Here is an 11,586-nt window from a genome sequence, read left to right as displayed (position 1 = left end):
TAAAATTATCGCCAAAATAGTATCATAAATTGATAAACATTTGAATTATTAAGTAGTATTTTTGGCTAAATTTGATATAATTCTGGGCTAAAAATCAAGGAAGTATTATGAATGTGGGTATTATTGGACTTGGGCTTATTGGTGGCTCTTTGGGTCTAGCCTTAAAAGATATGAAGTTAATCTCCAAAGTAAGTGGCTATGATCTAAATAAAGATAATGAAAAGGACGCCTTAGATCTAGGATTAGTAGATGAGATAATTAGCTTTGAGAGTATGAAAAAGAGCTGTGATATGATATTTTTAGCCATTCCAGTTGAGGCAATTATCAAGGTAATGCAAAATTTAAAAGATATACCATCAAGCACTACAATTGTAGATTTAGGATCTACAAAGGCTGAGATTCTCCGCTCGTGTCCGCTTGAAATTCGTAATAATTTTGTAGCGGCTCATCCGATGGCAGGGACTGAAAACTCAGGGCCAAAATCAGCTTTTAAAACCTTATTAAATGGTGCTGTGGTCGTGGTTTGCGATGATAAAAATGCTAGTGAATTTCATGTTAAAAGAGCTGTGGAGATCTTAAGCCATGCTGGAATGAAAATAGTATTTATGGATTCAAAAAGCCACGATCATCATGTAGGCATAATCTCTCATCTTCCCCATGTCATTAGCTATAGTTTGGTAAATTCAACCTTAAAAGAGGAGGATAAGCGAAATATCTTGCTTTTAGCTGGCGGGAGTTTTAGCGGTATGGCAAGGATAGCAAAATCCAATCCACAAATGTGGAGCGATATTTTCAAACAAAATAAAGATAATCTTTTGAGTGCAATTACCTCTTTTAAAAATGAGCTTGAAATTTGTGAGAATATGATTAAAAATGAGAAGTGGAATGAGCTAAAAGGGTGGATGGAAACCGCAAGTGGCTTAAGAGAGATATTATAAAATACCATTTATTGAATTTTTTTAGGTAGAATTCAAGCGTTTATTTAAATTTAAGGATAAAGCGTGAGAGACTCAAAGATTAAAACTTTTATATTTGCTATAATTTTTATCGGATTGATATTTGGCATTATAGGTCTGTTTAACTCCGATTCTATGGATAATCAAGCACCAACCATATCTATTAGTGATAGAATTTACTGGAATCAAAAAAGTCCAATTGATCTAAACATATCAGACAACTCATCTTTACAATCAATTAAGGCTATAATATCAGATTCTAATACATCTATTGTGATTTTAGATAAAAAAATTGATGAGCCAAAAAGTAGCTTGGAGCTGAGTTTAGAGCTACCAAAGGGTATGATTTTACAAAGAGATAAAAGCTATAAGCTCACCATTGAGGCTAGGGATTTTAATCTATTTGGTGCAAATGTAGCCTCAAAGAGTGCGGATTTAATAATTGATAATAAAAATCCACAAATTCAAATAATAAATCAATCATATAAGATTACTAAAGGCGGCTCAGCCGTTGTAGTTTTTAAGGCTACTGATGAAAATTTACAAAATTTATATATAGAGAGCGATGGGTATATTTTTAAACCAACCAAATTTGTAAAAGATGGATATTGGGCGTCGCTTGTAGCGTGGGATATACAAAATCCAAATTTTAAAGCTAGGATTGTAGCTATAGATAAAGCTGGAAATAAAGCTGTATCAAATATCGGATTTTACCTACAAGATCGCAAATATAAAGAGTCAAGAATTACTTTAAGTGATAAATTTTTAGATGGCAAGATAGATGAGTTAGCTAGTCAATATGCAAAAAATTACTCCCAGCTTGATAGATTAGCAAAATTTAAATTTGTCAATGAAACGCTAAGAGCCTCAAATGAGGATATTATCAGCAAGGTTACTTCTACTGTGCCTGAAGAGATGATAGATAGCTTTTATATAGAGCCATTTTATCCGCTTAGAAATGGTGCTGCTGTAGCGAGCTTTGGCGATCATAGATTTTTTATTTATGATAATCAAGAAGTAAGCCAAAGCTGGCATATGGGGCTTGATCTAGCTAGCACGGCTATGGCTGTGATGACTACTAATAACCCTGCATTTGTGGCTTTTAATGATTTAAATGGAATATATGGAGAGAATATAATTTTATATCATGGATTTGGACTTTATACGCTTTATGGCCATTGTAATGAAACATCAGTAAAAGCTGGAGAGCATATCGGTCCAAAGCATATAATAGGCAAAACCGGAACAACCGGTCTAGCCTTAGGCGATCACTTGCATTTTGGGGTTTTAGTCCAAGGTATTGAGGTAAGACCTGAGGAGTGGATGGATAAAAAGTGGATGAAAGATAATATATATGATGTATTAAATTCAGCCAAAAAAGCGATAAAAGGTTAATTAAATTTAAGGAATATCGTGAAACAAAGAACTATAGGAAAAAGAGTAGAAGGGGTCGGTATAGGACTTCATAAAGGTGAGCCAATTAAACTAATTTTGGAGCCTTTAGAAGCTAATAGTGGTGTTGTTTTTTATAGAAGTGATAAGGCAACGAGTTTTAAGGCTGAGCCAAGTAGTGTGCTAAATACGCAGATGGCAACGGTAATTGGCAATGATAAAGCTACAGTATCTACTATAGAGCACTTAATGAGTGCGATAAATAGCTATGGAATTGATAATATTAGAATCACCCTTGATGCTAATGAAGTGCCAGTTATGGATGGTAGTGCTATTAGCTTTTGTATGATGCTTGATGAAGCTGGAGTAGTCGAGCTTGAAGCTGATAAAAAAGTAATAGTTATAAAGCGTGAAGTTGAGGTAAGAGAGGGGGATAAATATGTCAAGCTTGCCCCATCGAGTAATCCTAAATTTCGCTATACGATTAAATTTGAAAATCCAGTAATTGGCTTACAAAGTTATACTTTTGAGTTTAGCAAGGAGAATTTTATAAATCAAATTGCAAGGGCTAGGACATTTGGCTTTTTAAAAGATGTCCAAAAGCTAAATTCAATGGGATTAGCTCTTGGTGGTAGCCTTGATAATGCAGTAGTGATCGATGGTGCTAAGATTTTAAATCCTGAAGGATTGAGATTTGATGATGAGTTTGTCCGCCACAAAATTTTAGATGCGATTGGGGATATTAGTCTGCTTGGATCGCCTATGGTTGGGGATTATGAGGCGTATGCTGGAAGCCATGATCTAAATCACAAGCTAACTTTAGCACTCTTAAGCGATGAGAGAAATTACGAGATAGTAACTCTAAGCCAAGAGGTGCAAAAAGAGTATGAAAAGGCATTTGCATAAAAAAGATTGATATATTGGTAATTTGCCTTAGTTCGCCATTAGTTATTGGTGTATATTTTGAAGGAAATTTGATTGAGAAGATAATCAGCGATGATAAGGCGAGTGAGGCTTTAGGGCAGATTATAAGCGATTTAGATAGTAGGTATGAGATTGATAGGATTATCTATGCTAATGGCCCTGGAAGCTTTATGGGATTAAAGGTTGCTTACCTTACTCTTTGCGTGTTTTGCGTAGTTCGTAATATCAAATTTTATGGTATTGATGGATTTAGCTTAAATGGCTTTAAGCCAATTAGAGCCAATAAAAATATGAGCTTTGTGCTTAAAGATGGTAAGATAAATTTAGAGAAAATCGAGCATTGTGAGCTTGAGCTACCATCAAATTTAGATGGATTTGATTTGATTGTTGATGCGTTGCCAAATTATGTTATAGATGCGGTTTAGGAGATTATGATGAGGATATTTACGCCTGCTACTAGTGCGAATTTAGGCCCTGGATTTGACTCTTTGGGTTTGGCACTAAAGCTTTATAATGAAGTTAGTATCACAGAGCAAAAGATCAGCTCTATCAACATAATAGGCGAAGGAAGTGATAAGATTGCCTTAAAGAAAAATAATACATTTGTAAATATTTTTAATGAGACAATAGCCTTATTAAATGGGAAAAATTTGAATTATAAATTTAATTTTGTTAATAATATTCCATTTTCAAGGGGGCTTGGTAGCTCTAGCTCGGTAATTGTAGGTGCTATTGCTGCGGCGTATCATATGGCTGGATTTAAGGTAGATCGTAGCGTGATCTTAGATAGGGCATTAAAGTATGAAAATCACCCTGATAATATATCACCAGCTGTTTGGGGTGGATTTACTGCTAATATTGTAAGTAACTCATCAGTCTATACCCAAAAGTGCGATATAGATCCAAATTTAAAAGCTGTGGTGGTGATACCAGATGAGCCGATGAATACCAAGCAAAGTCGTGGCAAATTACCTTTAAACTACACAATGAGCGAATGCGTAAGCAATCTTAGCCACGCAGCATATCTAAGTAGTTGTTTTATTAAAAAAGATTATGATAATTTGCGTGTAGCTAGTATTGATATGATGCACGAAGAGCGTAGAATGAGTGCTTTGCCAGAGCTTTTTAGGGTTAGAGAGATTGCCTATGCTAATGGTGCCTTGATGAGCACACTCTCAGGGAGTGGCTCAAGCTTTTTAAATTTAACTTATCAAGATAGAGCAAAAAATTTAGCTGAAATTTTACAAGCCAATTTTACTAAATTTAGGGTAAAAATTTTAGATATTGATAATGATGGATTTAGCATAAAAAGCTAAAAATAAAGAAAACTAAGATATAATAGTGAGAAAATTTCATAAACCTATTAGAATGTGTGTGGTTTGTAAGGGTAGATTTCATCAAAAAGAGCTTTATAAATTCCGATCATTAAATGGCGAAATAGTAAGAAATTTAGGTAGTGCTAGATCATTTTATATTTGTATAAATTGCATCAATAAAGATCCAAAAGATCTAAAAAAACCACTTGCAAAATTTGGAAAAAATAGTATAAATTTAAAGGAGATAATAGTCAATGGCAAAGATTAGAATTCACGAAATAGCAAAAGAGCTAGGCTCATCATCTAAAAAAATTTTAGAGAAGGCAAAAGAGCTAGGCTTTGCAGTGACTACGGTCTCAAGTGCTGTAAGCCCAGAAGATGCTGCAAAGCTATATGATTATGTCCAATCTGGCATAACCCCAGAGACAAAACCAGCTAAAAAATCCTCTCCAAAGCAACTAGCAAAAAAGGAGATAAAGCCAGTATCTACAGCTCAAGATGAGCCAAATAAAATGTCTAAGATTAAGCCAAAAGAGCAAGATGAGTCAAAGCAAGAGCCAAAAGAGCAGACTTTGGCAAATTCAAGTCTAAATAAACGAAGAGGGCTAGTGATTGTCAAAAAGAAAAAAGATGAACAACCACAACCAAAAGATGAAAAACCAAGCTCTTTAGTAGTTAATAAGACTTTAGAATCTATGTTTGGCAGTAGCGATGAGAGCTTAAAAAAGAAGAAAAAAGATAAAAAGCAATTCCACGCCACTAAAAAAGAGAGCTCATCAAAGCTTGATTTAATGGAGCTTAGCGAATTTGGCGATGATATTGTAATTGATGATGAAAATGTAGTTATTTTGCCTGATTTGACTCTAAAACCAATTGAAGTAGAGAGACAACAAACTATTAAAAAACCATTAAATGTATATAAGCAATCACAAAATAGTGGCTTTAATCTTGATGGTGGAATCCAAAGAAGTAGTCGTAAAAAACATAAAAAGTTACCAAAAGATAATCAAAATGAGAGCGTAACTAGTGTCAATATACCAAAAGAGATTAGAGTATATGAATTTGCCGATAAGATTAAAAAATCCCCAAGTGAGATTATTGGTAAGCTTTTTATGCTTGGCAAGATGACTACCAAAAATGACTTCTTAGAAGAAGATGAGATTGAAATTTTAGGTGCTGAGTTTGGTATTGAGATTAATATTGTAGATACTCAAGAGGAATTTGACTATGTCAAAGCTTATGAGGGCGAAGATGACCAACACTCCGAGCCTAGAGCGCCTGTAGTTACGATAATGGGGCATGTCGATCATGGTAAGACAAGCTTATTAGATTATATTCAAAACTCTAGAGTAGCAAGCGGTGAAGCCGGTGGTATCACTCAACATGTTGGCGCATATATGGTAGAAAAAAATGGCAAAAATATCACATTTATTGATACGCCAGGGCATGAGGCCTTCACTGCTATGAGAGCTAGGGGAGCTAGTGTTACTGATATTGTTATTATCGTAGTGGCTGCTGATGATGGTGTCAAACCTCAAACCAAAGAGGCGATATCTCACGCTAAGGCAGCGGGCGTGCCAATTATCATAGCTATAAATAAAATGGATAAAGAGAGTGCTAATCCTGATTTAGTAAAAACCGGTTTGGCAGAACTTGATATTATGCCTACAGAGTGGGGCGGTAGTCATGAGTTTGTGCCAGTTTCAGCAAAGACTGGTATGGGTATAGAGGATTTGCTTGAGATAGTGCTTTTACAAGCTGAAATTTTAGAGCTAAAAGCAAACCCAAATAGAGAGGCCAAAGCTACAATTATCGAGAGTTCATTACAAAAGGGTCGAGGCCCAGTAGCTACTGTGATCGTTGAAAACGGCACATTAAAAGTAGGCGATACTATCGTAGCTGGCGTAGCATATGGCAAGGTAAGGGCTTTAAATGATGATAAGGGTAGAAGCTTAAAGGCTATTAAGCCTGGAGAGTGTGGGGTGCTTATAGGTTTAAGCGAAGTGCCTGAGGCTGGAGAGACGCTAATTAGCGTAAAAAGCGATAAAGAAGCACGAGAATACGCACAGAAAAAATATGAGTATCTACGCCAAAAAGAGCTAAGCAAATCTACAAAGGTTACAATCGATGAATTAAGTGCTAAGATCGCAGAAGGGGAGTTAAAAAACCTACCTGTGATAATCAAAGCCGATGTCCAAGGCTCACTTGAGGCCATTAAAGCAAGTCTTGAGAAGCTTAGAAATGATGAGATTAAGGTTAATATCATACACTCAGGCGTAGGCGGCATAACTCAAAGTGATATATCACTAGCTAGTGCTAGTCAAAATTGCGTTATACTAGGATTTAATATCAGACCAACTGGAGAGATCAAAGAAAAAGCTAAAGAAAAAGGCGTAGAGATCAAAACCTATAATGTAATCTACAATCTTTTAGATGATGTTAAAGCGCTATTAAGTGGCCTTATGAGTCCAGTTATCACTGAAGAAGATTTAGGTCAAGCAGTCATTAGACAAGTTATTAATGTTCCAAAAGTCGGTCAAATCGCTGGCTGTATGGTAACTGAAGGCATTATAAGCAGGGGAGCTAAAATTCGTGTTATTCGTGATGGCGTAGTGGTATTTGAAGGCAATATCAGCTCACTAAAACGCTTTAAAGATGATGCTAAAGAGGTTGCTAAAGGCTATGAGTGCGGTGTAGGAATAGAGGGTTATAATGATATGCGCCAGGGAGATTATATCGAAAGCTATAAAGAAGTAGAAAATAGGGCTCAGATATGAATCCAGCTGAGCTAAAAAGACTTCGCACTCAAAGCATATTAAAAGAGTTAATCCCAGAGGCCTTAAGCACTCTTGAAGATGAGTATTTAAAGGGGCTTTGCGTAACTGATGTAGAGTGTAAAAAGGGCAGATATGATGCCTTTGTCTATTTAGATAAGATGGGTTTTGATGAGAAAGAACAGGCCTATATCCTCTCTCATCTTAAAAAAGTCAGTCGCCATATACAAAATCACTGCATGGCAGTTGAAGGCTGGTATAGGGCTCCAAATTTACATTTTATATTTGATGATAGATTAAAATATCAAAACCATATAGATGCCTTATTTGCTAAGGTTGCAGATGAGTTACAAAAGGGCAAGAAGTGAATTTAGAAGAGTTAGAAAAGTTATTACAAGGTTGTGGTGTAGCCCTATATGATACAGAGATAGCAAACGAAAATGGGCGCCAAATTTATAGAGTTTATATAACTAAAAGCGGTGGAGTAAGCTTAGATGATTGCGAAGTAGTTAGTAAGCTTTTATCGCCTATTTATGATGTTATGCCGCCAGTTAGTGGGGATTGGGTTTTAGAAGTTTCTAGCCCAGGGCTTGAGAGAAAACTTAGTAAAATAGATCACTTTGCTAAAAGCATTGGCGAGATGGCAAAGATAACTTTAAATGATAAAAGTCAAATTATTGGTAAAATAACTAGCGTAAATGGCGATGATATAGCACTTAGTAGCGATGAAGGGAGCTTGAGTTTAAATTTTAATGATATTAAAAAAGCCAAAACTTTTATCCAGTGGTAGCCATGAGTGATGAGTTTTATCTATCCTTAGCTATTGATAAAGCGTGGAATTATCAGCTTTTAACCTATCCTAATCCAGCTGTTGGGGCTGTGATTTTAGATGAGAATGGCAAGATTTTATCTATTTGTGCTCATCAAAAAGCAGGGGAGGCTCACGCTGAGCTAAATGCGACTAAAGAGGCCTTAGTGGCTAAAGATTATAGGCTAAAATCGCTTTTTGATAACGCAAAAGATCCAAATGAGCTATATAGTCTAATTATTCAAAATCATCAAAATTTACTTAAAAACTCCACATATTATGTTACGCTAGAGCCTTGTGCTCATCAAGGTAAGACCCCAGCTTGTGCTAATTTACTCCTTGCTGTAGGGGCAAAACGGGTTGTGATTGGCTCAAGGGATTTTGGTGAGCATGCTAAGGGCGGAGCTAAGCTCTTATCGGATAATGGCTTGGAGGTAGTTTATGGAGTTTGTGCTAAGGAGTGTGATGAGCTACTTGAGCCATTTCTTAGGTGGCAAAGTGGGAATTTTACATTTTTTAAAATCGCCTTAACGCAAAACGCGGTAGCAACTGGTGGAGTAATATCAAATTTAGCCAGCCGCACTCATACTCATCAAATTCGCTCTTTAGTTGATCTTATGGTTGTTGGTGGTAATACAGTTCGCACAGACAGACCGATTTTAGATGCTAGATTAGCTAGTGATAAATCTCCAAATATCTTAATATACTCATCTAAAGATAAATTTGATAGTCAAATTCCGCTTTTTAATGTGCCAAACAGGGAGGTTTATATCTCAAATTCATTAGAATTTGCTTTTAAGCAAAGATTTGTAATGGTTGAAGGTGGGGAGAATTTCTTAAAAAATTTGGATTTTAGGATAGATTGGATTTTGATATATCGCTCAAATGAGTTTAAAATTGGTAGTAGTTTGAGTTTAAATTTAAAATTAAAAATTATACATAGAACTACTCTTGATGATGGGGAGTTGCTTTGGTGTAAAAGGGTAAATTGAGGATAATTGATGAAATATATAACAATTTTTGGCTCATCTAGAATTAGCAGTGATAGTGATTATTATAAAAAATCATATGAGATCGCCACTACTCTATCAAAGGCTGGTTATGGCATTATCACTGGCGGTGGTGGCGGTATTATGGAAGCGGCAAATAAAGGAGCATTTGAAGCCAAAGGAGAGAGCATAGGGATAAATGTAATCTTGCCAAACGAACAACGGCTAAATCCATATTGCACCAAATCATTAACTCTAACTAGCCTAAGTGAGCGTAAAAATGCTCTAATCAAAGATAGCTTTGCTTTTATTGTTTTACCTGGTGGATTTGGGACTTTAGATGAGGTTTTTGAGGTGATGACCTTAGCACAAGCTAGGGTAAAAAGATATAAAATTATATTTGTAGATAGTCAATTTTGGTCGCCACTTTTTGACTTTTTTAAGCAGTTGCTAGATGGTGGATTGATAGAGGCTAATAGTGATTTTTATAAATTATTAGATAGTATAGACGATATTCTAAACTTTTTAGATACTTAATAGTAAAGGCAGTGCCATGAATTTGGCTTGAAATATTTGAATTTAAAAGGATTAAAAATGACAAAAATAGGTAAAAATTATAAGATGATCTCATCGCAAAACGCTCCTAGAAGCGAGTTTCACGATGAGTTAAGCTTAACAGGCTGTGAAGTATCCATAAACCACTTAAAAGCTGGAGAGAGTGTGCCTTTTGTCCATTCTCATAAGCAAAATGAAGAAGTTTATGTGGTGATTGAAGGGAGTGGAGTTTTGTATATAGATGGCGAGGAGTTTGAAGTTAGCGCTGGTGATATTTTGCGTATAGATCCAGATGGCAAAAGATGCTTTAAAGCAAGCTCTAGCAGTGATTTAAAATATATCTGTATCCAATGTAAAGCTAGTAGCCTAGAGCAATTTAGCGATGGTGATGGCATATTAAATACAGAAAAACCAAGCTGGCTTTAAATCAGTAGATCTCTTGCTTTTAACGCAAGAGATGATCCTAAATCACTCTTTTAAAAATTCGCTAAAATCATTATATATACTTAGCAAGATATACTATAAAATTTACACTAAATTTTATAGTATACTATTTTAATATACTATAAAAGAATTTTTCATTTTATTCTATTGTGTTAATAATTATCTTGTATAATTTGCTAAAAATATTGATAAAAGGATAATCGTGAAAGTTCTAATGGCATTAAGCGGTGGAGTAGATAGTTCAATGAGTGCGAAATTTCTACAAGATCAAGGCTATAGTGTAGTAGGTTGCTATATGATGTTACATGGCAGAGAGGATTATCATAAAAAAAATATTGAAAATGTAAAAAAGGTAGGCGAGTTTTTAGGTATTGATACCCATGTGCTTGATCTGCAAGATACATTTAAAAAAGAGGTTTATGATCTATTTGTAAATTCATATAAAGATGGAATTACCCCAAATCCTTGTGCTCATTGTAATAGGCTTATTAAATTTGGAGCCCTTTGGGAGTTTGCTAAGAGTCTTGGCTGCGATAAGATCGCTACTGGGCACTACGCTAGAATCGATAATGGCTTGATAAAATCAGCAGCCGATGAGAGTAAAGATCAAAGCTATTTTTTAGCCAATTTAGATCCAAAAATTCTACCTTATATAATATTTCCTCTTGGGGATAAATTTAAAGTTGATATAAAAGCCGCCGCTGCTCAAATACCGCAAATATCATCACTAGCTACGCAAAAAGAGAGTAGTGAAATATGCTTTGTTGAAACCACCTATATAGATGTATTAAAACAGCATTATAATACCAATTTACCAGGTATAGTGCGCAATGCAAATGGCGAAGCCATCGGTACGCATGAGGGCTATATGCACTATACGATTGGCAAACGAAAGGGCTTTAAAATCACAGGAGCACACGATCCACACTATGTAACAGCCATCAATGCTAGCGCTAATGAGATTATAGTAGGTAAAAAAGATGATTTAGAGTGCTATAGCTTTAAAACTCGCAATTTTAATAATTTTACGCAACAAAACGATTTTGACGCATTAGTCAAAATCAGATATAGATCTAAGCCGATACCATGCGTAGTCCATGAGAGCAGTGGCGTTGCAACTGTGGAGCTAAAAGATAATGCTGGAGCCGTCGCAAGCGGTCAATTGGCAGTCTTTTATGATGATAATCAAAGAGTATTGGCAAGTGGATTTATAGCCTAATCCACTTTTATGCGTTAAATTTCAAAGATTTGCTAGATCACTTTTATTAGGAGTTTATCTCCTAATAATTTTTATCTTTTTACCGGTATGGAAAATAATTCATTTTAAAATATTGCTTGACTTTCTTATTAATATAAATTCACGCTTAGAAATATTAGATAAATTAAATTTAATTATATAAATATTACATTTTAATATCATAGCTAAAT

Annotated in this window: 13 protein-coding genes; all 13 read left to right on the top strand. The window is 35.2% G+C overall.

Translation table 11 applies throughout. The annotated features are described in order from the left end of the window. Nucleotides 1-107: 107 nt before the first annotated feature. Nucleotides 108-938, top strand: coding sequence for a prephenate dehydrogenase (locus tag CSUIS19073_RS02045; protein ID WP_086237403.1), 831 nt, complete (start codon nucleotides 108-110; stop codon nucleotides 936-938). 63 nt (nucleotides 939-1,001) lie between these two features. Then, nucleotides 1,002-2,351 carry a M23 family metallopeptidase gene (locus CSUIS19073_RS02040; protein WP_236845297.1) on the top strand — a complete coding sequence of 450 codons (1,350 nt, stop codon included), beginning with the start codon at nucleotides 1,002-1,004 and terminating at the stop codon, nucleotides 2,349-2,351. 18 nt (nucleotides 2,352-2,369) lie between these two features. Then, nucleotides 2,370-3,254: a UDP-3-O-acyl-N-acetylglucosamine deacetylase gene (lpxC, locus tag CSUIS19073_RS02035; protein WP_086242477.1), complete on the top strand. Its 885-nt coding sequence runs from the start codon at nucleotides 2,370-2,372 to the stop codon at nucleotides 3,252-3,254. A gap of 14 nt (nucleotides 3,255-3,268) precedes the next feature. Continuing rightward, nucleotides 3,269-3,697: a glycoprotease gene (locus CSUIS19073_RS02030; protein ID WP_236845298.1), complete on the top strand. Its 429-nt coding sequence runs from the start codon at nucleotides 3,269-3,271 to the stop codon at nucleotides 3,695-3,697. A gap of 9 nt (nucleotides 3,698-3,706) precedes the next feature. Continuing rightward, nucleotides 3,707-4,588, top strand: a complete 882-nt coding sequence (thrB, locus tag CSUIS19073_RS02025; RefSeq protein ID WP_086242478.1) for a homoserine kinase — start codon at nucleotides 3,707-3,709, stop codon at nucleotides 4,586-4,588. Nucleotides 4,589-4,613: 25 nt separating this feature from the next. Further along, nucleotides 4,614-4,856: a hypothetical protein gene (locus tag CSUIS19073_RS02020; RefSeq protein ID WP_201789982.1), complete on the top strand. Its 243-nt coding sequence runs from the start codon at nucleotides 4,614-4,616 to the stop codon at nucleotides 4,854-4,856. Beyond that, nucleotides 4,843-7,365 carry a translation initiation factor IF-2 gene (infB, locus tag CSUIS19073_RS02015; protein ID WP_086242479.1) on the top strand — a complete coding sequence of 841 codons (2,523 nt, stop codon included), beginning with the start codon at nucleotides 4,843-4,845 and terminating at the stop codon, nucleotides 7,363-7,365. Before CSUIS19073_RS02020 ends, infB begins: the two co-directional genes overlap by 14 nt. Then, complete coding sequence (gene rbfA / locus CSUIS19073_RS02010) at nucleotides 7,362-7,730, top strand: 30S ribosome-binding factor RbfA (protein WP_086237407.1); 369 nt, start codon at nucleotides 7,362-7,364, stop codon at nucleotides 7,728-7,730. Before infB ends, rbfA begins: the two co-directional genes overlap by 4 nt. Next, nucleotides 7,727-8,152, top strand: a complete 426-nt coding sequence (rimP, locus tag CSUIS19073_RS02005) for a ribosome maturation factor RimP (RefSeq protein WP_086242480.1) — start codon at nucleotides 7,727-7,729, stop codon at nucleotides 8,150-8,152. The genes rbfA and rimP overlap by 4 nt, the downstream gene beginning before the upstream one ends. Before the next feature lie 2 nt (nucleotides 8,153-8,154). Beyond that, nucleotides 8,155-9,162 carry a bifunctional diaminohydroxyphosphoribosylaminopyrimidine deaminase/5-amino-6-(5-phosphoribosylamino)uracil reductase RibD gene (ribD, locus tag CSUIS19073_RS02000; protein ID WP_086242481.1) on the top strand — a complete coding sequence of 336 codons (1,008 nt, stop codon included), beginning with the start codon at nucleotides 8,155-8,157 and terminating at the stop codon, nucleotides 9,160-9,162. Nucleotides 9,163-9,171: 9 nt separating this feature from the next. Then, nucleotides 9,172-9,696 (top strand): TIGR00730 family Rossman fold protein, encoded by a 525-nt coding sequence (locus CSUIS19073_RS01995; protein ID WP_086237410.1) that lies wholly within the window; start codon nucleotides 9,172-9,174, stop codon nucleotides 9,694-9,696. A gap of 57 nt (nucleotides 9,697-9,753) precedes the next feature. Further along, nucleotides 9,754-10,140, top strand: coding sequence for a cupin domain-containing protein (locus CSUIS19073_RS01990; RefSeq protein ID WP_086242482.1), 387 nt, complete (start codon nucleotides 9,754-9,756; stop codon nucleotides 10,138-10,140). Nucleotides 10,141-10,360: 220 nt separating this feature from the next. Next, entirely contained in the window at nucleotides 10,361-11,377 is a 1,017-nt protein-coding gene (mnmA, locus tag CSUIS19073_RS01985; RefSeq protein ID WP_086237412.1) for a tRNA 2-thiouridine(34) synthase MnmA, read from the top strand. Nucleotides 11,378-11,586 lie beyond the last annotated feature (209 nt).

The sequence above is a fragment of the Campylobacter sp. RM19073 genome, from assembly GCF_024723495.1.
Classification (GTDB): Bacteria; Campylobacterota; Campylobacteria; order Campylobacterales; family Campylobacteraceae; genus Campylobacter; species Campylobacter porcelli.
This window is presented reverse-complemented; position numbering and strand designations above follow the sequence as displayed.

What these genes read in the sequence shown, in the direction of transcription:
- CSUIS19073_RS02045 (WP_086237403.1), top strand. Translation starts at nt 108, where the DNA reads ATGAATGTGGGTATTATTGGACTTGGGCTTATTGGTGGCTCTTTGGGT.
- thrB (WP_086242478.1), top strand. Translation starts at nt 3,707, where the DNA reads ATGAGGATATTTACGCCTGCTACTAGTGCGAATTTAGGCCCTGGATTT.
- infB (WP_086242479.1), top strand. Translation starts at nt 4,843, where the DNA reads ATGGCAAAGATTAGAATTCACGAAATAGCAAAAGAGCTAGGCTCATCA.
- rbfA (WP_086237407.1), top strand. Translation starts at nt 7,362, where the DNA reads ATGAATCCAGCTGAGCTAAAAAGACTTCGCACTCAAAGCATATTAAAA.
- ribD (WP_086242481.1), top strand. Translation starts at nt 8,155, where the DNA reads ATGAGTGATGAGTTTTATCTATCCTTAGCTATTGATAAAGCGTGGAAT.
- CSUIS19073_RS01995 (WP_086237410.1), top strand. Translation starts at nt 9,172, where the DNA reads ATGAAATATATAACAATTTTTGGCTCATCTAGAATTAGCAGTGATAGT.
- CSUIS19073_RS01990 (WP_086242482.1), top strand. Translation starts at nt 9,754, where the DNA reads ATGACAAAAATAGGTAAAAATTATAAGATGATCTCATCGCAAAACGCT.